Origin of the sequence: Dongia sp. (assembly GCF_041918875.1) — a bacterium.
Lineage (GTDB): Bacteria > Pseudomonadota > Alphaproteobacteria > Dongiales > Dongiaceae > Dongia.
Genome location: NZ_JAYRUV010000006.1, coordinates 1 through 23,963, shown reverse-complemented (window position 1 = coordinate 23,963; position 23,963 = coordinate 1). Strand labels below are relative to the sequence as shown.

Genomic DNA, 23,963 nt, shown 5'->3' with positions numbered 1-23,963 from the left:
TAGAATGGCACTCGAAAGCGGCGCCAAGGCGCCCGCCTTTTCCATGAAGACCGATGGTGGCGGCAAGGTCTCCTTGAGCGAACTCAAGGGCAAAAATGTCATCCTCTATTTCTATCCGAAGGACGATACCAGTGGCTGCACCGCCGAGGCCTGCGGCTTTCGCGACAGGCTGCCGGCCTTCAAGAAGCTGGACGCGGTGGTGATCGGCGTGTCACGCGATTCCGTCGAGAGTCACGACAAGTTCAAGAAGAAGCACGATATCAATTTCACCCTGGGATCGGACGAGGCCGGCAAGGTGACGGAAGCCTATGGCGTCTGGGTCGAAAAGAACATGTACGGCAGGAGATACATGGGTATCGAGCGCGCCACCTTCCTGATCGATCGCAAGGGCATCATCCGCAATGTCTGGCGCAAGGTGAAGGTCGCCGGCCATGTCGAGGATGTCGCCAAGGCCATCAAGCAACTCGATTGATGGCGGATCTGGCAGAGGAAGCGATCCGCGTCCTCAAGACGGCGGATGCCGCTGAAAAGGCGGCGGCGGCGCGGGACCTGGCGGCAGCATGGCGAAGCGGCGCGCTGTCGTTCGACAAAGCCGGCAACCCACCGTCGCGGCCGGCACGCCCCGCGCGACCGGAACTGCGCCGCCCTGGCGACATGCCGCGCCGGAAGGCCGGCGGCAATCTGGAAAAGCGCGTCGCCCTGCTGCATGCGCTGGCACATATCGAGCTCAACGCCATCGACCTTGCCTGGGACTTGCTCGCCCGTTTCGGCCGGGCCGATCTGCCGCGCGCCTTTTTCGACGATTGGGTCCGCGTCGGCGATGAGGAGGCGCTTCACTTTACGATGCTGGCCGAGCGCTTGGCCGAAATGGGTGCGGCCTATGGCGATCTGCCGGCCCATGACGGGCTGTGGCAGGCAGCCGAGGAGACCGCGCACGATCTCCTGGCCCGCCTTGCCATCGTGCCGCTGGTGCTCGAAGCCCGCGGGCTCGATGTGACGCCGGCAACGGTCGCCGATTTCAAGCGCGCCGGCGACGACGCGTCGGCCGCAGCGCTGGAAATCATCTACCGCGACGAAATCAGCCATGTCGCCACCGGCAAGCGCTGGTTCGACCATGTGGCGGCCGAGCGCGGCTGCGACCCGGCCGCCGCTTGGCAGGAACTGGTGCGCAAGCATTTCCGAGGACGCTTGAAACCGCCTTTCAACAAGGCCGCCCGCGACCAGGCGGGCTTCGGCGCCGCCTTCTACGAGCCGATCGCCGAAGCCTAAGCCGGCAAGGGTCCGAAAAGGAGGTTATCCAGGCCCCGAATGAGCCCCTTGAGGGCGACCACCCGGCGCGCTGCCAGCAGGGTTCCGGCGACATAGGGCCCGGCGGAGGTGCCGGCATCGTGGCGGATGGTAAGACGCTCCCCGTCCTTGCCGAAGATGGTCTCGACCGCCAGCACATAGCTTGGCAGCCGCACCGCATGCACCCGCCCGCCGCCGACATCGGCACCGCGCGCTTCCTGCGGCCCGATAATGTCCTTGATCGGATAGCCGGGAACACTTTTCTGGATGGCGCCCATGCGCTCGGCCAATTCCCGTGCCGTGCCGGAGGGTACATCGGGCTTGGTCGATTTGGCGTAATCGATGATCTCGTAATCGGGAACCTGCTGGGCGGCCAGCAGCGAGAAGCGGGTAAGCAGGCTGGCGGTGACGGAGAAATTACCGCTGGCAACCACGCCTAGCCCCTGTTTGTCGGCGGCCTTGGCAATCTCGTCATACTCCGCCGCACTGAGACCGGATGTGCCGATGACGACCGGCACGCCAAGCTCCAGCGCTTTCAGGGCGTTGGCCTTCACCGCCGACGGATGCGTGTAATCGATATAGACGTCGGCGGGCTCCGCCTTCAGCGCCTCTTCGACATTGGCCGAGATAATGACCCCGATATGGCCGAGCCCGGCCACGGTGCCGGCATCCTGTCCAGCCGCCTTGCGCGCCACCGCACCGGCGAGGGAGAGGTCGGCCGCATCGTTAACCCCGGCGATCAGTGCCTTCCCGGTCCAGCCCGTGGCGCCCCCAACACAGATCCGCAATGACATGATTAACCCCTTATGAAAATTGTGATTCCAGCAGCCCTGCGACTGCCTGACCCACGCATATCGCATGGCGCGGCCTTTGACTTACGCACGGCAACGGAGGATATTGCCATCGGTGTCATTTAACCAGCCGCCGCATGGCGTGGCTGGTCTTTTTATGTTTGGAATCAGGAAGATCATGACTGCCAGACCGAACTCGCTCGCCGCCCGCGACGGCGCCTATCACTTCCATGGCTACACCAACGCGCTGAAGAACGAGCAGGAAGGTGGCTTCGTCGTCATGCGCGGTGACGGGCCGTTCGTCTATACGGAAGAAGGCAAGGAATATTTCGACGGGCTTTCAGGCCTGTGGTGCTGCTCGCTGGGCTTCGGCCCGCAGCCGCGCCTGGTCGAGGCGGCGAAGAAGCAGATGGAAACCTTGCCCTTCTACCACACCTTCACCCAGAAAGTGGCGGCGCCCGTCGTGGAACTGGCCGAGAAGCTGGTGCAATTGGCCCCCGTGCCGATGTCGAAGGCCTATTTCTGCAATTCCGGGTCCGAGGCGAACGATACCGCGGTCAAGATGATCTGGTATCTCAACAATGCGCTGGGCCGGCCGCAGAAGAAGAAGATCATCGCCCGGGTGAAGGCCTATCACGGGGTCACGGTCGCGGCGGCCTCTCTCACCGGCCTTCCTGCCCTGCACAATGATTTCGATCTGCCGATCGCCGGCATCCTGCGGACCGATTGCCCGCACTACTACCGTTTCGGCGAAGAGGATGAGAGCGAGGAAGCATTCGCCGCCCGCTGCGCCGACAATCTGGAGCGCCTGATCCTGGCCGAGGGGCCGGAGACGGTCGCCGCCTTCTTCGCCGAACCTGTGCAAGGTGCCGGCGGCGTCATCATCCCAGCGAAGACCTACTGGGAAAAGATCACGGCCGTTCTCAAGAAATACGACGTACTCCTGGTGGCCGACGAGGTCATCTGCGGCTTCGGCCGCACCGGCAATTGGTGGGGGACGCAGACTTTCGGCATGCGGCCAGACATCATCACCATGGCCAAGCAATTGTCGGCCGGCCAGTTGCCGATCGCGGCGATCCTCATCAACCAGCGCGTTTTCGAGGCCCTGCGCGACAATTCGAACAAGCATGGCGGATTTGCCCATGGCCTGACCTATTCCGGCCATCCAGTGGCCTCCGCCGTGGCGCTGGAAACGATCAGGATTTACGAAGATTTGCGTATCGTCGACCATGTTCGATCGATTGCGCCGCATTTTGAGCGCGAAATGAACGCTTTTATCGATCACCCGCTGGTGGGCGAGGTGCGCAAGGTGGGATTGGTCGGCGCCATCGAACTGGTGAAGAACAAGAAAACGCATGAGAGTTTCGATCCGAAACTGGCTGTCGGTCCGACGCTGGTTAAGTTCGCGCATGAGCGCGGGCTGATCGTACGGCCAGTGATAGATTCGCTTTGTTTCTGTCCGCCGATGATCTCGACCGAGGCGCAGCTCACCGACATGTTCGGCCGTTTCTCCCGCGCCTTGAAGGACACTCATGATTGGCTGAAGCGTGAAGGACATGCCTGACGTGACCATGGATTACGCCGCGATTTTCGCGGCGCGGCTGGATACGCTGAAGACTGAAGGCCGCTACCGGGTTTTTGCCGATATCGAGCGTATCGCCGGCCGCTTCCCCAAGGCGCTCTATCGCGGCGCCCCGGATGCCGAACCGATCGAAGTGACCGTCTGGTGCAGCAATGATTATCTGGGCCAGGGGCAGGATCCGGCGGTGATGGCCGCCATGCAGGAAATCATCGCCCGCACCGGAACCGGCGCCGGCGGCACGCGCAACATTTCCGGCAACAGCCACGAACTGGTCAAGCTCGAGCATGAACTGGCCGCCTGGCATGAAAAGGAAGCCGCTCTTACCTTCACATCCGGCTTCGTCGCCAACGAAGCGGCGCTGAGCGTGCTGGCACGGCAGCTTCCCGACTGCATCGTCTTTTCCGACGCGTCGAACCACGCCTCGATGATCGCCGGCATCCGCAACAGCCGGGCCGAATACCACGTCTTCCGCCACAATGATGTGGCGCATCTCAGGGAGTTGCTGGCCGCCGCACCCGCCGGCCGGCCAAAACTGGTCGCATTCGAGAGCGTCTATTCGATGGACGGCGACATCGCGCCGATCGCTGCCATCTGCGATGCCGCCGCCCAGTTCGGCGCGCTCACCTATCTCGATGAAGTGCATGCGGTCGGCCTCTATGGCCGGACCGGTGCCGGCGTTGCCACGCGGGAGGGACTGTCCCATCGTCTCGACGTCATCCAGGGCACACTTGGCAAAGCCTTCGGCCTGATGGGCGGCTATATCGCCGGGTCGGCGCTGCTGGTCGACTTCGTGCGCAGCTTTGCGCCCGGCTTCATCTTCACCACCGCCTTGCCTCCGGTGATTGCCGCCGGCGCCCGCGCCAGCCTGAAGAGCCTGATCGCGGCGCAGAATCTTCGCGCCCGGCATCAGGCCCAGGCGGCGAGGCTCAAGCAATTGCTGGCGGAAGCCGGCCTCCCCGTCCTGCCCAGCGAGAGCCATATCGTGCCCTTGATGGTCGGCAATGCCGAGGCCTGCCGGAACGCGGCGGAGCGCCTCCTGCAGCGGCATAAAATATATGTCCAACCGATCAACTTTCCGACCGTCCCGCGGGGCACGGAGCGCCTGCGTTTCACACCAACGCCTTATCATGATGAGGCGGCGATGCAGGAACTCGTCTCGGCGCTCCGGGAGGTGTGGCGCGAACTATTCTTGCCACTTGCCGCCTGAGGTTGCGGCGCGCCGCCCGATTGCCTGGAATATCGCACGATCAGTGTTTTACATTTGACTCGTTAAGCTCGGTTGCTTTAAACGCGAATGGCGGAAAAACAAGCCGCTGCCGCGGGTGCTGACTGGGATGGCACAGGCGGACAAAAAGCAGACAGGTGGATAAAAAGCAGGATGTTGTGACCTGTCAGGGTTGCGCATAGGGGGCTAGGCTTAAGGACGATGGGCAAGACCAACGATCCGTTCGTTACATTCACCGATGTTCAGAAGACGTATGACGGCGAGACGCTTGTCGTCAAAAACCTCAATCTGACGATTGAGCAGGGCGAATTTCTGACCCTTTTGGGGCCGTCGGGCTCCGGCAAGACAACCACCCTGATGATGCTGGCCGGGTTCGAAGTGCCGACCCATGGGCGCATTGCGATGGGCGGTGTCGAAATCAACAATATGGCGCCGCATAAGCGCAACATCGGCATGGTGTTCCAGAACTATGCCCTCTTCCCGCACATGACGGTCGAAGAAAATCTGGCTTTCCCCTTGCAGGTCCGCAAGGTCGCCAAGGACGAGATCGCCAAGAAGGTGCAGCGCGCCCTCGAAATGGTGCAGCTGCCGCAGATGGCCAGGCGCCGGCCGGCCCAGCTTTCGGGTGGCCAGCAGCAGCGTGTGGCCCTGGCCCGCGCGCTGGTGTTCGATCCGAAGCTGGTGCTGATGGACGAACCCCTGGGCGCTCTCGACAAGCAGTTGCGCGAGCATATGCAGATCGAGATCAAGCATATCCACGAGCGTTTGGGCGTGACGGTGGTGTATGTCACGCACGACCAGTCGGAAGCATTGACCATGTCCGACCGCGTCGCCGTGTTCAATGACGGCGTCATCCAGCAGTTGGCCGCGCCAGCCAACCTCTATGAGCAGCCGGAAAATTCCTTCGTCGCGCAGTTCATCGGCGAGAATAACCGCCTTAGCGGCAAGATCGCCTCGGTCAACGGCAAGTCCTGCGGTGTGGAAATTGCCCATTTCGGAATCGTGAGCGCCATTCCGATCAGTGTGCAGGGGGTGGGCAGCCCGACGACTTTGTCTTTGCGCCCCGAACGCATCCGCATCAATCCGGATGCGGGCGCCTATCCCAATACGTTCGAAGCCGAAGTGCAGGAGCTGATCTATCTGGGCGACCATACGCGCTGCCGTGTTTCCGTGCTGGGCAATTCGAACTTCGTCATCAAGGTCGCGAATGCCGAGGGTGTTCCCAGCCTCAGCCCGGGCCAGAAGGTGCGGGTCGGCTGGAAGCCGGAGGATTGCCGCGCCCTCGACGCTTACTGACACGAATGTGTTTGGACGGCCGCCGTGTGCGGCCGTCATTGTTTTGGCTACCGGGCCCGAGCTCTACACCGCTCCGGCCGGGATCCGGTAAAAGCGAGCGGTAAAGGCTCAAGCAGTTCCAAACCGAACCTCGGTTCGGTTGGGTAACAGGGAAGGGGTTCAATAATCATGAATAAAAAGCTCTTAACATCGGGCTTCGTCGCTGCGGTTGCCGCGGCCGGCGTGCTCGCCTCGGTCGCCTATGCGGCCGACGGCCTCACCGTCGTCTCCTGGGGCGGCGCCTATCAGGAAAGCCAGCGCAAGTCGATCTTCGAGCCGTTCAACGCCAAGACCGGCACGGCGATCAAGGAAGAAGAGTATAACGGCGAAGTCGCCAAGATCCGCGCCATGGTGGAAAGCGGCACGGTGAGCTGGGACGTGATCAGCGTCGACACGCCGACGGCCCTGCAGGGCTGCGACGAAGGCGTGCTTGAGACGCTCGACTATTCGAAGATCCTCGACAAGTCGAAGTTCCTGCCCGGCGCCGCTCATGATTGCGCGGTCGGCAGCGACGTGTACGCCACGATCTTCGCCTACGATTCGGCCAAGCTGCCGGAAGGTCCGAACAGCGTGAAGGACCTGTTCGACCTTGAGAAGTTCCCGGGCAAGCGCGGCCTGCAGAAGAACCCGTTCGTCAATCTCGAATGGGCCCTGATCGCCGACGGCGTCGAGCCGGGCCAGGTCTATGATGTGCTGGGCACCCCGGAAGGCGTCGATCGCGCTTTCAAGAAGCTCGACACCATCAAAGCCCAGGTCGTCTGGTGGGAAGCCGGCGCCCAGCCGCCGCAGCTGCTGGCCGACGGCGAAGTCGTCATGAGCTCGGCCTGGAACGGCCGTATCGCCAACGCGATCAAGGAAGGCAAGTCCTTCAAGATCGTCTGGGACGGCGAAGCGCCCGATCTCGACCTGTGGGCCATTCCGAAGGGCACGCCGAACCTCGACAAGGCCTATGAGTTCCTTGCCTTCGCCACTTCGGCCGAAGTGCAGAAGGATCTCGCTCCGCTGATTCCCTATGGCCCGACCAACCTCGATGCGGTCGCCCTGGTGGATCCGGAGCTGGCCAAGACCCTGCCGACCTATCCGGACAATCTGACGACGGCCATTCCGCTCAACCCGCAATTCTGGGGTGACAATGGCGAGGAACTGCGCGCCCGCTTCAACACCTGGCTCGCTCAGTAATTTCGTCTCTTGAAATATCGGCGGGAAGCATGCTTCCCGCCGATATACGTTCGTAGCTAACAGCATCTGATATGGCGGCATCCGACGAGATGAGTGTGACGACGTTTCCAGACGATCAAGTTTCCCTGAAGTCCAGGTTGCGCCGCGCGGAGAGGGTCCAGCGCCTGCGCGCTCTGGGGCTGGTCTTGCCGCTCTTCCTCTTCATTCTCATAACCTTCGTCACGCCCATCGTCATTCTGATGACGCGCGCGGTCGAGAACCCGGAGATCGCCGACAATTTCCCCAAGACGATCGAGGCGCTCCATGGCTGGGATGCGACCGATCTGCCGGGCGAACCGGTCTTCGCGGCCTTTGCCGACGATCTGCGCCTGGCGCAGAAGAACAAGGCGACCGGCCTGGTCGGTAAGCGCCTCAACTATGAAATTCCCGGTACACGCAGCAAGATGCTGCAGGCGGGCCGTGCCGCCGAGAAGATGACGACGGGCCCCTACAAGGAAGCCTTCCTCAAGCTCGACCCATTGTGGGGCAAGGCCGAGACCTGGAAGGTGATCGAGCGAGCCGGTCACCGCGCCACCACTTTCTATCTGCTGAAGTCCATCGACCTGCAATGGAGCCCGGCCGACGAAATCGTCCGGGTTGCCGCCGACCAGCGCCTGTTCGTCGATGTGTTCGTCCGCACGCTGGGCATCAGCATGGGCGTGACGCTGGCGACGCTGATCTTCGGCTTTCCCATCGCCTATCTGCTGGCCACATTGCCCGCTCGGCACAGCAACATGCTGATGATCCTGGTGCTGCTGCCCTTCTGGACCTCGTTGCTGGTGCGGACCACCGCCTGGGTCGTTGTGCTGCAGACCGAAGGCCCGGTCAACGACCTGCTGCTGTGGCTGGGCATCACCAACGAACCACTGCAGCTTATCTTCAGTCGCTTCGGCACGATCGTGGCCATGACGCACATCCAGCTGCCCTTCACCTTGCTGCCGATCTACAGTGTGATGAAGACGATCTCGCCCAATTATGTGCGCGCGGCGCGCTCGCTGGGGGCCGGTCCCTTCAGCGCCTTTTGGAAGATCTATTTTCCGCAGACCATGCCGGGGATCGCCGCCGGATGTCTCCTTACCTTCATCCTGTGCCTGGGCTATTACATCACGCCGGCGCTGGTCGGCGGGCCGACGGACCAGATGATCAGCTATTTCGTGGCGCTCTATACCAACCGTGAGCTGAATTGGGGCCAGGCCTCGGCGCTGGGCGCCATCCTGCTCGCCGCTACGCTGGTTCTTTATGCCCTCTACAACAAGCTGGTCGGCATCGACAAGATGAAGCTCGGATAAGAAGCCATGTTCAGACTTCCCCCTTACGCCTCTCCGATCGAGCGTGCCTGGCGCGCCGCCTTCATCGTCATCTGTGCGCTGGTGCTGCTGTTCCTGATCGCGCCGATCCTGGTGATCATGCCCCTGAGCTTCAACTCGGAGCCCTATTTCACCTATCCGATGCCCGGCCTGTCGATGAAATGGTACGCGGATTTCTTCCAGGATCCGCGCTGGCTCAACGCGCTGAAGGCCAGCGTCTTCATCGGCCTCGCGTCCACGACGCTCTCCATGATCCTCGGCACCCTGGCAGCACTCGGCCTGTCGCGCGCCAATTTCCCCCATCGCGCCTTGATCATGGCGTTCCTGATTTCCCCTATGATCGTGCCGGTCGTGATCACGGCGGTCGGCATGTATTTCTTCTTTGCCAATCTGGGTCTCAACAACACCTATCTCGGTATCATCCTGGCGCATACGGCACTGGCAACGCCCTTCGTTGTCATCACGGTGACGGCGACGTTGACCGGCTTCGACCAATCGCTCATCCGTGCCGGCGCCAGCCTCGGCGCTTCACCGACGACGGTGTTCCGCAAGGTGACCTTCCCGTTGATCCTGCCCGGCATGATCTCGGGCGCCCTGTTCGCCTTCGTCACTTCGTTCGACGAAGTGGTCGTGGTGCTGTTCATTGCCAGCCCCGACCAGCGCACCCTGCCCAAGCAGATGTTCAGCGGCATCCGCGAACAGATCAGCCCCACCATCACGGCGGCGGCCACCATGCTGGTGCTGGCGGCGGCGGCCATGCTGATTACCGTCGAGCTGTTGCGGCGGCGGTCGGAGCGGCTGCGCGGCATCAGTTCCTGATGGCGGCGCGAGCACGCGCCGCCAGATCGACATGATACGCCGGTTGAGGCCGCTTATCTGCCTGGCGGCCCTGGCGATTGCCAGCTGCCAGTCACCAGACGCCCAGATACCGGATGCGCAGAGCATCGACAAGGCACCGTACCTTGCCTATGCCACGCAGGATATGGTCGCCGTCGGGCATCCCGAGGCGGCGCGAGCCGGGCTGGATATCCTGCAGCGCGGTGGTTCCGCCCTTGACGCGGCCATTGCGATGCAGATGGTTCTGACCCTGGTCGAGCCGCAATCGTCCGGCATCGGCGGCGGCGGGTTCCTGCTGCACTTCGCAGCGGACCAGCGAAAGCTGGAAAGCTATGACGGCCGCGAAAAGGCGCCGGCAGCCGCCAGCAGCGACATGTTCCTGGGGCTGGACGGCCAACCGCGACCCTATGGCGAGGTAATGCCAGGCGGCCTGTCGGTCGGCGTTCCGGGCGTGCTGAGGATGCTCGAACTGGCGCATCGGGAGCATGGGCGCTTATCGTGGGGGGAGCTTTTCGCCCCGGCGATTGCCCTGGCCGAGGATGGGTTCACCATCTCGCCCCAACTGGCGCGGAAGATCGCCGGCGATCCGGTCCTGGCGGAACAGCCCACCACGCGGGCCTATTTCTTCGGCCCCGACGGCGCACCGCTTCCGGCCGGCACGCGTCTGAAGAACCCGCCGCTTGCCCGCACCTTGCGCGCCGTGGCGGAACGGGGCGCCGATGCCTTCTATGAAGGCGCCATCGCGGCCGATATCGTCGCCGCGATCGCAGTAGCCCGGCCCAATCGTGGCCGGATGACGATCGAAGATCTCGACGGTTACGCAGCGGAGAAGCGTCCGGTTCCATGCCTCGACTATCGCGCGGCGCGGATCTGCGGCATGGGGCCGCCCTCGTCGGGGGGTGTCGCCGTCCTGCAGATCCTTGGCATGCTGCAGCGTTTCGACCTTGCGTCCTTGAAACCGGATAGCATCGATGCCGCGCACCTCATCGCCGAAGCAAGCCGTCTCGCCTTTGCCGATCGGGAACGCTATGTGGGCGATCCCGATTTTGCCCCCGTCCCGGTCGAACGGTTGCTGGCACCGGAATATCTGGCGAGCCGCGCCGGTGAAATCAATCCGGCGCGGGCCATGGGCGAGGCGAAGCCCGGCCGGCCGGCGGACGCCGCCCTGCTGGGCGATGCCGTGCCTGTGAGCGGCTTGCCGGAACCACCCTCGACCAGCCACATGGTCGCTATCGACCGGGAAGGCAATGCCGTGAGTTTCACGACCACCATCGAGGGCGCATTCGGATCCCATGTGATGGTCGACGGTTTCCTGCTCAACAATGAGCTGACCGACTTCGCCTTTGCGCCAGCCAGCCGCGGCCGGCCCGCCGCCAACCGGGTCGAAGCCGGCAAGCGGCCACGCTCCTCCATGGCCCCGGTCATGGTCTTCGACCGTGCGACAGGCGAGTTGACGGCCGCGCTGGGATCGCCGGGTGGGGCCAACATCATCGGCTACGTCGTGCAGGCCCTGGTCGGGCTCATCGATTGGGAACGCGATCCCTATTCCGCCATTGCGGCACCGCATATTCTCAACCGGAACGGCCCCACCATCCTGGAGGCCGGGCGCGGCCTGGAGCCTTTGGCGAGCCAACTGGAGGCCAAGGGTCACAAGGTCCGGATGCAGGAACTGGATAGCGGTGTTAATGTCATCGTGCTAAGCGATGGCCAGCTCATCGGCGCCAGCGACCCCAGGCGCGAAGGCATCGCCCTCGGCCACTGACCGGTGGCCGTCCAGCAGATTGAGAAGACAGGATTTTAAGATGACCAAACGGCCCACGATCCACTTGAAGTCGGGCGAGGAACGGCGTGTCCTCGGTGGACATCCCTGGGTCTATTCGAACGAATTGCAGCCCAGCCCCGAACTGAAGGCGATCACGCCGGGTTCCGTGGTCACCCTGCGGCAGGCCGATGGCCGTCCCATCGGCCTTGCCTTCTTCAACCCCAAATCGCTGATCAGCGGCCGCGTGCTCACCCGCGATCCCGCCGCCGCGATCGACACCGCATTCTGGCAGCAGCGCCTGGCGCGCGCGCTGAAGCTGCGCGACCGGCTGATCGGCGTTCCCTATTACCGCCTGGCACATGCCGAAGCCGATGGTTTTCCCGGCTGCGTCATCGACCGTTATGGCGATGTCATCGTCATCGACGTTTCGAGTGCCGGCATGGATGCCGAAGTCGAGCCACTGGCGGCGGCGATCGACGCTCTCCTCCAACCCAAGGTGATCCTGGTCCGTGGCGACGGCCCGGCCCGCGAACTGGAGGGCCTGGAGCCGGTCAACCGCGTTCTCAAAGGCAGCCTGGAGGGGCCGGTCGATATCGTCGAGAATGGCGTCAAGTTCCGCTGCGATCCGCGCGCCGGGCAGAAAACCGGCTGGTTCTTCGACCAACGCGACAACCGCGCCCTCATCGCGCGCCTCGCCAAGGGCGCCAAGGTGCTGGATGCCTATTGCTATATGAGCGGCTTCGGCAACCAGGCCCTGGCGGCCGGCGCCGGTGAGGTTCTGGCACTCGACCGCAGCGCGCCGGCCTTGGAATTCGCGAGGCAGGCAGCCGAGATCAATGGCGTTGCCGGCCATCTCAGAACGCGTATGGGCGACGCTTTCGATATCCTGCCGGAGATCGCGCAGAGTGGACAGCTGTTCGACATCGTCGTCGCCGACCCGCCAGCCTTCGTCAAATCACGCAAGGATTTCCATCAAGGGGCACGGGCCTACCGCAAGCTGGCACGCCTGGCTGCCGCCTGCGTCGCACCGGACGGTATCCTGATGCTCTGCTCCTGCTCGCATAACATGCCGGCAGATGAACTGATCAAGCAGGCCGCGCGCGGCATCCAGGAAGCCGGACGCAATGCGCGGATGCTGTACCATACGGGTGCGGCGCCGGATCATCCGGTGCATCCCGGCCTGCCGGAAAGCGCCTATTTGAAGGCCTTGACCTTCGCGATCGAATAGAACAGCAAGCCGACGCAGAGCAGGCTGAACCCCAGCGCTCCCCAATAGGGCATGCCGTGGCCGGCACGCGACGCCACGAAAAGTGCTGCCACGGCAAACAGGGCCAGCAAGGCCATGAATACGCTGCGTTCGATCTCGGCTTTCATCCTGCATCCCCTCGGTCGCGAAGTGCGGCAAGTATCGCCGCAGTGGGCCGCATTTTCAATCCATCAAGGCGTCGCCGCTTGGCAAAGTAAGGGCGAAAACCGCACCTTTGCTGTCGCTCTGCGACAATTTGAGATCGCCACCCTGCCCGCGCATCAATTCGCGCGCGATGGCGAGGCCGAGTCCGGTGCCCCCGGCCCGCGCCGACCCCTTGAACGGCACAAACAGATTCTCCATCGCCTTCGGCGACAAGCCGGGGCCGTCATCGGCAACCAGGATTTCGACCCCTTGCGCATCGGCTATCGCGCTGACGGTCACCTGATGCGCACCCATCTGCAGCGCGTTCTCGCCGAGATTGCGCAGGATGCGATAGATCTGGCCACGATCCGCCCGGATCGCCAGACCGGTTGCCACCTTGCTGGTCCAGGTCTTGTCCGCCGTCACCAGCTTGGCGAGACTCTCTCCCACCTCCTCAACCAGCTCGGCCAAATGGAAGGTCTCGAACTCCGGCTTTGGTGGCCCCTCACGGGTGAAGTTCAATGTGTCGGAGCAAAGGTCGACGGCGCGGTCGAGCGAGCGCAGCAGGGCCGGCGCCGCCTTGCGCACTTCCGGATTCTCGCTCTCGGCCAGACGGTCGGTGATCAGCCGCGCGGTCGCCAGAATGCCACGCAGATCGTGGTTGATCTTGGTGACGGCCGTGCCGAGAGCCGCGAGGCGGGCACGCTGCTGCAAGGCGTGGCGCACTTTATCCTGCATTTCGCCGAATTCACGCTCGGCGAGGCCGATTTCGTCGCCGCGCATGGTAGCCCCAAAATCACCGCGCTGATCCTCGGGATCCTGGCGGAACGAGACCATGCCTCGGGTGAGTCGTCGCATCGGGCGGATGATGAGCCATTGCAGCGCGCCGAAAACCAGTGCCGCGGTAATGAGCGAGATGACGACCGAGAAACCCAGCACGCGCCAGGAATAGGCGATCATGGCCTGACGCAGCGGCCATTCGTCCAGCACGACATCCACCACGATGTCGGCCGCACGCGGCGAATAACCTTTGACACGCAAGACGCGGTTGCGCGACTGCAGCAGCGTGTCGATACCGTCGTCAATCAGCGACAGGAAATCGCGCGAGCTGAGATCGACAGTCACATCCACCAGGAGTGGCGGGCTCGATCCGCGCAGGATAAGATTCTTCCCGTCGCCTGCCCTGAGGCCGATCACGCGCGCGCCGACATGGTTGAGAAGACGCACCTCCAGCTCCGGATCGATCATGTAGTCCGGCGTGGCTTCGAGGGCGAGGATGGCGAGATGCGCCGTGTTGAGCTTCTCCTCCAGCCAGTCAAGGCGGAAACGTGCGATCGATGGCGCATAGATCAGCACTTCACTGACGAGGACGAACAGGATCGTCAACAGCAGCACGCGAGCCGAAAGGCCGCGCCCGAAACTCGGCAGCTTGACATCCGCATCGTTCGTGGAGGTGTCGCTCATGGCAGCTTCAGCAATCCGCGCACCAGGGCCCGCACGCCGACGCTGAACAGCCGCGGTGCATAATAGTTTCCGGCGACCCGCTTCGATATCTCGGAGAGTGTGGGATAGGGCAGAAGCAGCCCTGCCATGGCCGAAAGCTTGAGACCTCGGCCGATGGCCAGGCACCAGGGCGCCAGCAGCTCGCCTGCCTGCGGACCCACTATGCCCACACCGAGTATCTGCCCGCCGGCGCGCAGCACCAGCTTGATGCGCCCGTCAGTCCGGCGCTCGGTCCGGGCGCGGTCATTGGCGTCGAAATCGAGCTGCTCAACCCGAACGTCCTTGAAACGCGACCGCGCCGCCGCTTCGCTCAAGCCCAAATAAGCCAGTTCCGGATCCGTATACGTCACCCAGGGAATGATATCCGGATTCACTTTGGCGGGCAGGCGGAAGAGGATGTTGCGCAGTACGATCCCGCCATGATAGCCGGCCACATGAGTGAAAGCGGGACCACCCGTGCAATCGCCGATCGCGAAGACCCGCTTATTGCTGGTACGCAGGCGCCGGTCCACCTCGATGGCAGCACCCGAAAGGTCGATGCCGGCTTTGTCGAGGCCGAGCCCATCGCTCTTCGGCCGCCGCCCCACGGCAAGGAGAAGATGACTTGCGGCGATGATTTCCGTGGCGCCTTCATTGCTGGCCAGGTGAACCCGGATACTTTTCTTGCCCTTGCCTTTCTCGACCTTGACGACGCCAGTGCCTTCTCGCAGATCAATATCGTCGGCGACAAGGGATCTGCGAACGATCTCCACCAGGTCGGGATCGTCCTTCGGCAGCAGCCGCGCCATTTCCACGAGCGTCACCTTGGTCCCGAGCCGCGCCTGCGCCTGGGCGAGCTCGACGCCGATCGGTCCGCCGCCGATGACCAGCAGATGGTCGATAGCTTCGGTGCATGCGAAGATCGTTTCATTCGTGAAATAGGAGATACGGTCGAGCCCGGCGATGGGTGGAACGACGGGCTTTGAGCCGGTCGCCACGACAAAGCGCTTGGCCATGATGCGATAGGGCCCTGCGACGACGCAATCGGGAGCTTCGAAAGCTGCATGTTCCCGGATGACCGTCACACCCAGACCCTCGAAACGCGCCACTGAATCATGCGGCGCGATACCGGCGATGACGCCGGCAATGTGCCTGGCCACGTCCAATCGATCGATACGGGGGGAAGGGAGTGCGATGCCAAATCCGGCGCCACGCACAGCCGCGGCCGCGTTGTGAGCCGCTGCCAGGAGCGCCTTCGACGGTATGCAACCATGGTTGAGGCAGTCGCCGCCCATTTCTTCTGCCTCGACCAGAACAACTTTCGCCCCAAGCTGTGCGGCACCGGCGGCGACCGTCAAACCGCCCGACCCGCCGCCGATGACGCAGATATCCGGCGCCAGGTTTTCCGTGTCACTCACGCAACGTCCCTTTCCGTCCTCTCAGGCGCCTGTAGAGCAATGGCAGCGCCGCCAGCACCGCCAGTCCCAGCACGCCGCCAACGGCACTTGGCGAGATGGCGGCCTGAAGATCGCCGCCACTGCGCAAGGCATCGCCAAGGCCGTTGCCGAGGGCCGCATAGACGAAGGTCGCCGGCATGATTCCGAAGAAGGTCGATATTGCAAAGCAAGTCAGCGAAACTCCCAGAAAGGCTGGCACCAGATTGACGACAAAGAACGGAAAGAGCGGAACCAGACGCAGGATCAGCATGTAGCTCCAGGCGTCCCGCTGAAAGCCGGCGGACAACTTGCACAACCACGGCCCCGCCCTCGCCCGCAATATCTCCCCCAGGGCCGAGCGGGCGGCCAGGAAGACGATCACGGCACCGCCCGTTGCGGCAACGACGATGTAGCACGTGGCCGGCAGGACGCCAAACATGAAGCCGCCCGCCAAGGTCAGCACGGTGCCGCCAGGAATGGAGAGCGCCACCACAGCGACATAGACCAGCATGAATGCAAGAACGGCGCGCACATAGTGCTCTGCCACGAACGCCGCCAGTTGTCCATGCAGCCGCTGAAGGCTTTCCAGGCTGAGCAACTCATCGCCGCCGAACAGAAAGAAGAGTGCGGCCCCCAGCGCCATCAGCACCAGCGGCCACAGACGCCGCACGCTCTTCCATTCGACCCTCGGCTTACGCATCATCGCCTCATACAAGTTCGGCGCAGCTTGCAGCCGACCAGTAGCTGATCGTCTTGTCGCGGCCGCGCACGGGCTGATCCTTGCGTGGCATCAGCCCACCGATGAGGTCCTCGCGTTCCAACGCGCGCACCGCGGCGACGATATCGTCCGAAATGACAAGGACAGCACCGATCGACTTTGCCGCCGCCTCGAGCCGACTGGCGACATTGACCGTGTCGCCGGCCGCCGCCAGCTGCGCCTGATGACGACCACCCAGCTGCGCCATCGCCACGGGGCCGAAATGAAGTCCGATCCGCGCCGGGTTTTCCGGCCGCCAATGCTGCAACCTGAGCAGCATGTCGCGGGCACAGGCCAGCGCCTGGACCGGATCGTCCTCGCGCGGCAGAGGCAATCCCCAAAGAAGCAGCGCACCATCGCCCAGGAATTGTGCCACGACGCCACCATGGGCGGCGGCAACGTCTTCAATCTGGCCGTGGAACTGCTTGAGGAAATGAGCCGTATCCGCCGGCGACCGTTCTTCGCTGGCATGCGTGAAGCCTTGCAGATCGACGAACATCACCGCTGCCATCTGCTCGCGCTCGTCGAAGGCAGGTGTCGCCCGTTCCGCCAAGGTTTCGACCAGGCTGGGCGGGACGTAGCGCGCGAGATTGCCGCGATGCCGCTCCGCCTCGCTGCGCAGGCGCCGTTCCTGGACCATGCGCGCCAAGGTACCGAGGGCCGCGCCGACAATGATAGCCATGCCCGGTCCCGCCACGGCGACCAGCCGCAACTGGGAGACGAACATGATCTGTACAAGGGCCAGCCACCCCACCAGCAGCAGAAGATTGAAGACAATGCCCCAGCGCGGACCGACTGCTTTCACGCCAAGGAACCAGGACAGCAGCGATAGAATGACGATCGCGACGGTCTCGGCCACGCGTTGCTCCGGCGTCCGGGTGAGGCTGTCGCCATGAAGAAGATTCGCTGCCGCCGTCGCCAGCACTTCGACCCCCGGCAAATCCAGCGCGTAGGGCGTGATGAAATTGTCGCCGAGCGATGTCGCGGAGACGCCAACGAGGACAGCGCGATCCTTCAGCAATGCCGGCGGTATGCGAAACTCAAGCAGGTCGAGCACAGAATAGGTCCGGAAGGTGCCTGTAGGCCCCAGATAGTTGAGGCCCAGCCCATACCGGTCGTCCAGGGCAAACCGCTTTGGTCCGAAGATGAGTTGCCCCGCAAAATCGAACCCGATTGCACCGCGTGGCAGATCGTTCTGCTGCGCCGCGACGAGAAGCGGGAACGATGGGATGAGCGATTCGCCATAAGCGATGACCGGAATTTGCGCCCGTGTCTGGCCGATCTCAGCCGACAGCTGATTGACATGTCCGACGACGGCGACATCTTCGAAGGCTGGCAACGGACGCAAAATCGCATCCGCAATCAGTAGCCGATCCGAGCCTTCCGCGCTGCCCACCAGAACATTCAGGGCGAAATGGCTGACATCTTCGAGCGTTCCGACGTCGGGTGAGCCGTTATTGAACAGCATCGCCGTCGCCAACACGGTATGGCCATGCCGTCGCATCGCTTCGGCCAGGATGCGATCGCCGACCCCGTTCGTATCGGCTTCATGTTCGGAGAGCAGCAGATCGAGCCCGATCGTCTTGGCGCCCGCCAATCGAAGGTACTCGATAATCTCCGCGAGCTTCGCGCGCGGCCAGGGCCATTGACCGAACTTTGCCAAGGAGCGGTCGTCGACCACGATGATCGCAATATCATTGGGCGGGGCTTGCGGCCCGCGCAGGCGGAAGCGCCAGTCCAGGGTGGCTCCTTGATCGATCGATTCGAGCCACGGATCGCTGCTGAGATGCAACCATCCGATCGCCAGCCCGAGCACAGAAGCGAGAACGAGGCCCAGCCAGCCTCGTTTCGCCCTATGCACATCCCCCGCGATGGCCATCGGCCTCGTCCGCGCGCCGGATTATGGGAAGGTGACGCGCGCCAGAGCTTCGTCACGCCGCTTGGCGCCCCAGTTCTTTGCTACCAGAGGGCCGCGTTCGGCCGGGACGTCGACACCCTGCCCCTCGCGCAGGACGACCGTCCCGGAACCCGCTCGGCTGGAGACCGCCACTCGACCCTCGGCAACGAAGACGGCACTTTTTCCAGGCAAGGCTTCGACCAGATAATCCGTGCCGCGGACCGAGGCGACCGCCGTCGTGGTGCGGACTTCGAAGCGGCCCCAGGACGTCGCCTTGTTCACCGTCAAGCGTGCGATACCGGAAACCAGGTCGAGCAAGGCATGCGATTCGCTGGGCTCGGGGGCGAAGAAAGCGATCGCCACTTCGCTTGCCGGCCCGATCGTCAGAACCGATCCGTCGGAAAAGGTCACCTCGGCGCGGCTTTCAGCGGCGCTGCGCAGGGTGTCCTCGACCAGAATCTCGGCGCCGACGGATGCCACGACCTCGGTACCGTCGCGCAGGATCGCGACCGTACCGGCCAGGCGCGAAATCCGCCCGGCGACGCCTTCGGCCGCCCGGACGCGTGTCGGAAAGAACGCAAAGCCGGCCGCCGCCAGCGGTATGGCACGCAGAAAATCACGTTTCGAAAGGGCCATTCTCATCTCCTTACGCGGTCCGCCTGCCTCGGCGAGGATCGGCATTGCAGGCTAGGTAGGTTCCGGCAAAGCCTCAAGCGGGTTGATGCGAAGGATGTAGACGGGAACCGGGTGGGTGCCTGTGAAACGCTTCACCTTTGGCCACCGGAGAGCCGCAAAACGCCGGAAAAGGGAGGAAATCAGAACAAAATGGGCAGAAAATGGACCGGTCGGAGGCGGATTCGGCCCGTTATGCGGATTGCGGCCGGATTGCGGGCGAATCGGTCGCTCAGCGCTTCTCAGTAAGGATTTGGGTCGCTAAACTGCGCCCTGACCGGGCCCGGCTGGCGGGCTGCGATCGGGGGAGATTGACCATGAAATTACCCGGCCTGCTCATCGCTGTTCTGATGAGCGCCTCACTTCTTGCGGGCTGTGAAGGGGCGATGATGCCCTGGACTGGCGGCGCCAGTGAGCCGGTACAGCCGGCGTCCCCCGTTGCGGCTCCAATGCCGCAGAATCCGGCGATGATGAATGTGGCCCAGCCCAATGAGATCATCGGCTCATGGCAGATGGTGCAGCTGCCGCCGACCTTCATTCAACCGACCCGGCCGACGGCACCGTTCAGCAATCCGTGGCAGTGGTTCATCATCAGTCCCATGGATGCTACCGGAATCGGCCGCATCGGGCTTGTCACCCGCGCCGACCCGCCCAAGGTGCCTGTCAATGACCAGATCCTGGCCGACGCCTGGGCCCAGGCCCCCATGTACGACACCTACCGCATGGCCGGCGGCGTCATGTCGATCACGCCGGTGGCCGTGACCGGCTGGTCCGCTCAGGGAACACAGACCTGGCGCCTTTATACGGTGACGAATGCCGGCATGATGCTCGGCATGCAGGCGCTCCCGGGCGATTTGCTGATGACACTGACGACGCCCGACAACAAGCCCCTTTACTATCGGATGCTCCGTCGCATTCCGCGGGTGCAGCAGTAGCTTAAGTCGATGCTGTCAGAGGTGGTAAATAGACTGATTTCTGCCACGTAATCGAATCAGGTTTGTTCAAATACTGAATCAGGGACTAACTACCGGCTGCTAGCCGGCCGCACGGCCTCTGTTTGTTATCGGCGAATTGGGGGGCCGAAGACAGGATCGACGATGTCGAGGCGAGCGACGAAGCCTGTTTCGAAGCGTATTGGTTCGTCGCAGTTCGATGCGAAGAAACTTGGTATGGCCATTTAGACCATCCGAGAAGACCGTGGTTTGAATCCTAGTCAGTTCGCCAAACTGACCGGCCTCACGCGCCAGGCCGTCGCTAACCTTGAGCAAGGATCAGTCACGCCTACGATCTCAACTCTTGAGAAGGTAGGTGACGCAATCGGCCTGGCAGTCACCGACGTGATATCAATGGGCGCCGTTACCAACAAACCAATAAATCCGAAGATCTTGTCGCTGGTTGGCTTATTGCGAACGCTAGATGGCCGATCTCTCGAACTTGCTTTGTCCTTAGTAACCGCACTTGCGGAACACCGCCCAAAGTAGACAAGTTGGAGGTTATACTTCGAACGCCAGAGTGGTCGTGTGCCAGCCGAGCAGAAAAAACTGCCAGCATTTGCCGCTGTATTGACCAGTCGAGCGCGCACGTTTAGGCGTACCCCTGCGGCGAAGGCTGCGGCCGTGGTGATCGCAGCTATTTGAGCGGCAGCCAATTCCAAGGCAAGAGTGCCGGCAGGCGATACTGCGGCATGTTGGTGATGCGGGCGAGGACATCGGCGAGCCAGGCCAAGGGGTCGATATCGTTGAGCTTGGCGGTGACGATCATGGTGTACATGAAGGCGGCCCTGTCGGCGCCGCGATCGGATCCGGCGAAGAGCCAGGATTTACGACCGAGGGCCAGCCCTCTGAGAGCTCTCTCCGCGGCGTTGTTCGTCAAGCAGATTTTGCCGTCGTCCAGGAACGTGCTGAATGCTGGCCATCTCGGGAGCATGTAGTCGATCGCCTGAGCGACATAGGCTGATTTAGATAGCCTGGCGCGCTCGGTGCGTATCCATGCTTCAAGCGCGTCAATGATTGGCCTGCTGCGCTCTCGACGCACAGCCAGACGTGCTTGGGCGCTCAATCCATTGATCTCGCGCTCGATCTCGAACAACGGATCGGTGCGCTTGACGCCCTCCAGGGCAATCGGCGAGATCAGCGCAGCGTTCTTTCCTCGCCGTTTGTTGGCGACGATGTCGGCAAGCTCGAAGAACTTGCGCCGGGCGTGGGACCAACAGAGTCCAGATATAATCGGGCCCGGACTTCGCCCCCGGTCGTAAAGGTGATTGTAACCGCCATAGGCGTCGGCCTGCAGGATACCGGACCGGGCGGCCAGATGACGTTGCGGGTGCTCGCCACGGCGATCTCTGGAGGCATGGAACAACGCCGCCGGAGCGTTGCCGCCGAAGGGGCGATCGTCGCGCACATAGACCCAGGCATGGCCCTTAACGGTCTTACCCTTGGCCAGGATCGGCGCGATGGTGTCGTCGCCGTGCAGCCGCTCTCCGGCCAAGACATGGGCCGCGATCAGCTCGTGGAGCGGCCGGAGTGCCGTGGCTGCGGCACATCGGCCAGGGTGGAGACGATGCCCTCTCGGCCGAAGCGCTCGCTCTGGCGGTTCAAGAGCAGGTGCTGGGCGTACTTGTCGAGCAGCACGGTCGCGAGCAGGTTCGGGTCGACGAAGCCGCGTGGCGTCACATGGAATGGCGCTGGGGGGCTGGGTGATGGTCTCGCAGGTCCGGCAGGAAAAGCGTTCCTGGACCGTCCGGATCACTTTCCACTGCCGCGGGATGATCTCCAGGGTCTCGGTGATGTCCTCACCCAGCTTCGAGAGACGGTCTGAGCCGCAGCAGGGGCAGGATTCCGGTGTTGGAACGATTACCCGCTCGCGCGGCAGATGATCCGGGAATGGTTTGCGCGAGGGGCGCTGGCGCGTGAAGGCCTGCACCGTGGGGGTCGCGGCAGCAGCGCGTTCCGCCGCCAGTTCGTCCTCGGTGGCGGCGGCCTCGAGATCCTCAAGCTGCAGTTCCATCTGGTCGAGGAGCCGGGCCTTGCGTTCCGAGCGACTGCCGTAAAGCTCACGCCGCAACTTCTCGATCTCGAGCTTCAGATGGGCAATCAGGGCGTCGGCGTTGCTGTTGACGGCGACCGCCCGGACGACTTCGGCTTCGGCATTAACACTCCGCTGATGCATGGCCACGACCGCCGCCTTGAGGGCGTCGAGGTAATCGTCACCGGCATTCCCTTGACCAGCTCGCTCTTCTCAACACCAAACTTCCTACGCCAAGTGGCCAGCTGAAATCTGGATATATTGTGGCGTTTCGCAGTCGCTGTAACGTTGCCGCGGCCAGCGCAGCTTTCCTCGACAATTCTCAGCTTCTCGTCGTCGCTCCAGTATCGCCGACGGCCCTTTTCCAGCACATCGAGACGCGTGAATTGTAGGCTGTGCTTATCGCTGTCCATATAGCCAGTGTCTTAGGCTATTCCCGGCCACGCAAGGTGGCCTATACCGGGGCGATACTTGCCACCGGCCACGACGAGACTTGAGGCTTCGGCTCCCTCCTTTTCCCATCTAGCATCAAGATTTCGGTTTCTCTGCATACCATCGACCAGGTTTTCGGCCCTGGACCCAGACCGACCTTGCGCCGCTGGATCGCGCTCAGCTATACGAAATACCGGAACGCTGTGGCAGGCTCGACGTCTTCCTCATCGCCTCCATATTCATCCAGGATACCGCCAACTCCCCGAGCAAATGACAGTGTAACCGGCCATTTGCCTCGAATATCTGCGGTGTTCCAATTCATTCGCGTGAGGTCTAGTACATCCTGCGCGGTGGAAATTGGATCGGCGCTGCCTAATGCCCTCACTTCAGACGGTTGCGGGACATGCGGACCGGGGTATGTGCCAAGCTCCGGCATAAAGCCAGACGTAAAGAGGTAGTTTCATGCTTTGTTAACCGAGCACAACGTCCCAACCTGTGGGGGATAGGTTCCAAACCGCATGAGGCGAAACGCACTCGGAACGAGCATCACCATCTCGACAATCGCAGTGTTACGAAGAGCTGCTGAGAACTCATTACGTTCTCTTTCGTCAAAATAGCTAGTCTTATGAATTACGACACGGACGGGAACACTCCCAGTGCGCAATTGGTGTTCTCGTAAAATACTCGTACCTAGATTGATTGCTTCTCAGACAGATGAACGTCGCACCCTTGGTTAGCGTCAATCGGTATTTCCTCTCTACGAATTGCAGATCCCTCTCCTTCGCTTGAAAACGCTTGCGCAAGGCTAGACTGCACGAGATGCGTCTTGGTTGTCCGGAAATGGTGAAAGCTAGGCTGCGGACTCACAAGCCCGCAACCATAGGCGGGCAGCGGCGAGTTCGACCATGGCGCGATAGGTGGGCGCGAGCCTGTCGTAACGGATGGCAATGCGGCGGAATTGTTTGATTTTGCTGAAGAATCACTCGACCAGATTGCGTTTTTTATAGAGGGCTTGCTGAAGGCGATGTGGTCGATGCGATTTGATTTTGGCGGAATGCAGGCGTGGCAATCTCGATCGTCGATGACATCCCGTATCCAGTCGGCGTCATATGCTCTGTCGGCAAAGACCGTGGCGCCCTTAGGCAGATCATTGAGCAGCAGTTCGGCCATGGGAGTGTCGTTTGCCTGCCCCGGTGGAGTTCAGGCTGCACTGGCAGGCCGTTGCCGACGACCCGCGCATGCTGCTTGGTCGTCAATCCTCCGCGACTTCGACCCAGACAAGCATCTCCACTCTTTTTTGAGCGCGGCAGCCTGTTGATGGGCACGGATGCTCGACGAATCTATCATCCGTATCTTGCCATCATGCGCCGCCGTCACGGCATCCATCAGGCGATCCCAGACTCCCGCCTTTCGCCAGCGGTTGAAACGGTTGTAGACGGTCGTGCAGGCATATCGTTCCGGAAGATCGCGCCAGGGTGCGCCGCTGCGCACAATCCAGAAGATCCCGTTCATTGCCCGCCGATCATCAA

General features: G+C 62.5%; 20 protein-coding genes and 2 pseudogenes. 12 read left to right on the top strand and 10 right to left on the bottom strand.

The features are described 5' to 3' along the window. The first annotated feature begins 4 nt into the window (after positions 1–4). Positions 5–472, top strand: a complete 468-nt coding sequence (gene bcp / locus ACE3TY_RS07890) for a thioredoxin-dependent thiol peroxidase (protein ID WP_374652480.1) — start codon at positions 5–7, stop codon at positions 470–472. Beyond that, positions 472–1,269 carry a ferritin-like domain-containing protein gene (locus ACE3TY_RS07885; RefSeq protein WP_374652479.1) on the top strand — a complete coding sequence of 266 codons (798 nt, stop codon included), beginning with the start codon at positions 472–474 and terminating at the stop codon, positions 1,267–1,269. The genes bcp and ACE3TY_RS07885 overlap by 1 nt, the downstream gene beginning before the upstream one ends. On the opposite strand, the gene dapB is transcribed toward ACE3TY_RS07885, so the two are convergent. Further along, complete coding sequence (dapB, locus tag ACE3TY_RS07880; RefSeq protein ID WP_374652478.1) at positions 1,266–2,081, bottom strand: 4-hydroxy-tetrahydrodipicolinate reductase; 816 nt, start codon at positions 2,079–2,081, stop codon at positions 1,266–1,268. The genes ACE3TY_RS07885 and dapB overlap by 4 nt on opposite strands. A 175-nt stretch (positions 2,082–2,256) precedes the next feature. Between dapB and ACE3TY_RS07875 the strand changes: the two genes are divergently transcribed. From ACE3TY_RS07875 to ACE3TY_RS07840, 8 genes are all read left to right on the top strand, one after another. Next, a complete protein-coding gene (locus tag ACE3TY_RS07875; protein ID WP_374652477.1) occupies positions 2,257–3,642 on the top strand; it encodes an aspartate aminotransferase family protein in 1,386 nt (461 codons plus the stop codon). 7 nt (positions 3,643–3,649) lie between these two features. After that, entirely contained in the window at positions 3,650–4,867 is a 1,218-nt protein-coding gene (gene hemA / locus ACE3TY_RS07870; protein ID WP_374652661.1) for a 5-aminolevulinate synthase, read from the top strand. Positions 4,868–5,086: 219 nt separating this feature from the next. Next, the gene (locus ACE3TY_RS07865; protein ID WP_374652476.1) at positions 5,087–6,181 is read left to right on the top strand and encodes an ABC transporter ATP-binding protein; all 1,095 of its coding nucleotides are present in this window, start codon (positions 5,087–5,089) and stop codon (positions 6,179–6,181) included. A gap of 168 nt (positions 6,182–6,349) precedes the next feature. Then, entirely contained in the window at positions 6,350–7,399 is a 1,050-nt protein-coding gene (locus ACE3TY_RS07860) for an ABC transporter substrate-binding protein (protein ID WP_374652475.1), read from the top strand. 89 nt (positions 7,400–7,488) lie between these two features. Continuing rightward, a complete protein-coding gene (locus ACE3TY_RS07855; RefSeq protein WP_374652474.1) occupies positions 7,489–8,727 on the top strand; it encodes an ABC transporter permease in 1,239 nt (412 codons plus the stop codon). A gap of 6 nt (positions 8,728–8,733) precedes the next feature. Beyond that, positions 8,734–9,564, top strand: a complete 831-nt coding sequence (locus tag ACE3TY_RS07850) for an ABC transporter permease (RefSeq protein WP_374652473.1) — start codon at positions 8,734–8,736, stop codon at positions 9,562–9,564. 43 nt (positions 9,565–9,607) lie between these two features. Then, positions 9,608–11,344, top strand: a complete 1,737-nt coding sequence (ggt, locus tag ACE3TY_RS07845; RefSeq protein ID WP_374652472.1) for a gamma-glutamyltransferase — start codon at positions 9,608–9,610, stop codon at positions 11,342–11,344. 40 nt (positions 11,345–11,384) lie between these two features. Beyond that, a complete protein-coding gene (locus tag ACE3TY_RS07840) occupies positions 11,385–12,572 on the top strand; it encodes a class I SAM-dependent rRNA methyltransferase (RefSeq protein ID WP_374652471.1) in 1,188 nt (395 codons plus the stop codon). Here ACE3TY_RS07840 and ACE3TY_RS07835 read toward each other — a convergent pair. The 6 genes from ACE3TY_RS07835 to ACE3TY_RS07810 are packed head-to-tail and all read right to left on the bottom strand — an operon-like array spanning position 12,539 to position 18,942. Continuing rightward, positions 12,539–12,718 carry a hypothetical protein gene (locus ACE3TY_RS07835; protein ID WP_374652470.1) on the bottom strand — a complete coding sequence of 60 codons (180 nt, stop codon included), beginning with the start codon at positions 12,716–12,718 and terminating at the stop codon, positions 12,539–12,541. The two genes, ACE3TY_RS07840 and ACE3TY_RS07835, sit on opposite strands and share 34 nt — an antisense overlap. Before the next feature lie 55 nt (positions 12,719–12,773). Continuing rightward, complete coding sequence (locus ACE3TY_RS07830; RefSeq protein ID WP_374652469.1) at positions 12,774–14,198, bottom strand: sensor histidine kinase; 1,425 nt, start codon at positions 14,196–14,198, stop codon at positions 12,774–12,776. Next, complete coding sequence (locus ACE3TY_RS07825) at positions 14,195–15,634, bottom strand: NAD(P)/FAD-dependent oxidoreductase (protein WP_374652468.1); 1,440 nt, start codon at positions 15,632–15,634, stop codon at positions 14,195–14,197. The genes ACE3TY_RS07830 and ACE3TY_RS07825 overlap by 4 nt, the downstream gene beginning before the upstream one ends. Further along, complete coding sequence (locus ACE3TY_RS07820; protein WP_374652467.1) at positions 15,627–16,355, bottom strand: TVP38/TMEM64 family protein; 729 nt, start codon at positions 16,353–16,355, stop codon at positions 15,627–15,629. Before ACE3TY_RS07820 ends, ACE3TY_RS07825 begins: the two co-directional genes overlap by 8 nt. A 4-nt stretch (positions 16,356–16,359) precedes the next feature. Next, positions 16,360–18,288, bottom strand: a complete 1,929-nt coding sequence (locus ACE3TY_RS07815; RefSeq protein ID WP_374652466.1) for a CHASE2 domain-containing protein — start codon at positions 18,286–18,288, stop codon at positions 16,360–16,362. 21 nt (positions 18,289–18,309) lie between these two features. Beyond that, positions 18,310–18,942 carry a FecR domain-containing protein gene (locus ACE3TY_RS07810; protein ID WP_374652465.1) on the bottom strand — a complete coding sequence of 211 codons (633 nt, stop codon included), beginning with the start codon at positions 18,940–18,942 and terminating at the stop codon, positions 18,310–18,312. Between the two features lie 353 nt (positions 18,943–19,295). Here ACE3TY_RS07810 and ACE3TY_RS07805 point away from each other — a divergent pair, with 353 nt between their 5' ends. Further along, a complete protein-coding gene (locus tag ACE3TY_RS07805; protein ID WP_374652464.1) occupies positions 19,296–19,913 on the top strand; it encodes a hypothetical protein in 618 nt (205 codons plus the stop codon). A gap of 249 nt (positions 19,914–20,162) precedes the next feature. Then, a complete protein-coding gene (locus ACE3TY_RS07800; protein ID WP_374652660.1) occupies positions 20,163–20,459 on the top strand; it encodes a helix-turn-helix transcriptional regulator in 297 nt (98 codons plus the stop codon). A gap of 148 nt (positions 20,460–20,607) precedes the next feature. Here ACE3TY_RS07800 and ACE3TY_RS07795 read toward each other — a convergent pair. The 3 genes and pseudogenes from ACE3TY_RS07795 to ACE3TY_RS07785 all read right to left on the bottom strand — a co-directional run. Then, positions 20,608–22,146, bottom strand: a pseudogene (locus ACE3TY_RS07795) (IS66 family transposase). Continuing rightward, complete coding sequence (locus ACE3TY_RS07790) at positions 22,071–22,415, bottom strand: transposase (RefSeq protein WP_374652463.1); 345 nt, start codon at positions 22,413–22,415, stop codon at positions 22,071–22,073. The pseudogene ACE3TY_RS07795 and the gene ACE3TY_RS07790 overlap by 76 nt, the downstream one beginning before the upstream one ends. Positions 22,416–23,284: 869 nt before the next feature. Further along, positions 23,285–23,963: pseudogene (locus ACE3TY_RS07785) on the bottom strand (IS5 family transposase); the annotation flags it as partial.

Bases quoted from the DNA above. Each gene is read 5' to 3' on its own strand.
- bcp (WP_374652480.1), top strand. From the start codon at position 5: ATGGCACTCGAAAGCGGCGCCAAGGCGCCCGCCTTTTCCATGAAGACC.
- ACE3TY_RS07885 (WP_374652479.1), top strand. From the start codon at position 472: ATGGCGGATCTGGCAGAGGAAGCGATCCGCGTCCTCAAGACGGCGGAT.
- dapB (WP_374652478.1), bottom strand. From the start codon at position 2,081: ATGTCATTGCGGATCTGTGTTGGGGGCGCCACGGGCTGGACCGGGAAG.
- ACE3TY_RS07875 (WP_374652477.1), top strand. From the start codon at position 2,257: ATGACTGCCAGACCGAACTCGCTCGCCGCCCGCGACGGCGCCTATCAC.
- hemA (WP_374652661.1), top strand. From the start codon at position 3,650: ATGGATTACGCCGCGATTTTCGCGGCGCGGCTGGATACGCTGAAGACT.
- ACE3TY_RS07865 (WP_374652476.1), top strand. From the start codon at position 5,087: ATGGGCAAGACCAACGATCCGTTCGTTACATTCACCGATGTTCAGAAG.
- ACE3TY_RS07860 (WP_374652475.1), top strand. From the start codon at position 6,350: ATGAATAAAAAGCTCTTAACATCGGGCTTCGTCGCTGCGGTTGCCGCG.
- ACE3TY_RS07855 (WP_374652474.1), top strand. From the start codon at position 7,489: ATGAGTGTGACGACGTTTCCAGACGATCAAGTTTCCCTGAAGTCCAGG.
- ACE3TY_RS07850 (WP_374652473.1), top strand. From the start codon at position 8,734: ATGTTCAGACTTCCCCCTTACGCCTCTCCGATCGAGCGTGCCTGGCGC.
- ACE3TY_RS07840 (WP_374652471.1), top strand. From the start codon at position 11,385: ATGACCAAACGGCCCACGATCCACTTGAAGTCGGGCGAGGAACGGCGT.
- ACE3TY_RS07835 (WP_374652470.1), bottom strand. From the start codon at position 12,718: ATGAAAGCCGAGATCGAACGCAGCGTATTCATGGCCTTGCTGGCCCTG.
- ACE3TY_RS07830 (WP_374652469.1), bottom strand. From the start codon at position 14,198: ATGAGCGACACCTCCACGAACGATGCGGATGTCAAGCTGCCGAGTTTC.
- ACE3TY_RS07820 (WP_374652467.1), bottom strand. From the start codon at position 16,355: ATGATGCGTAAGCCGAGGGTCGAATGGAAGAGCGTGCGGCGTCTGTGG.
- ACE3TY_RS07815 (WP_374652466.1), bottom strand. From the start codon at position 18,288: ATGGCCATCGCGGGGGATGTGCATAGGGCGAAACGAGGCTGGCTGGGC.
- ACE3TY_RS07810 (WP_374652465.1), bottom strand. From the start codon at position 18,942: ATGGCCCTTTCGAAACGTGATTTTCTGCGTGCCATACCGCTGGCGGCG.
- ACE3TY_RS07805 (WP_374652464.1), top strand. From the start codon at position 19,296: ATGAAATTACCCGGCCTGCTCATCGCTGTTCTGATGAGCGCCTCACTT.
- ACE3TY_RS07790 (WP_374652463.1), bottom strand. From the start codon at position 22,415: ATGGACAGCGATAAGCACAGCCTACAATTCACGCGTCTCGATGTGCTG.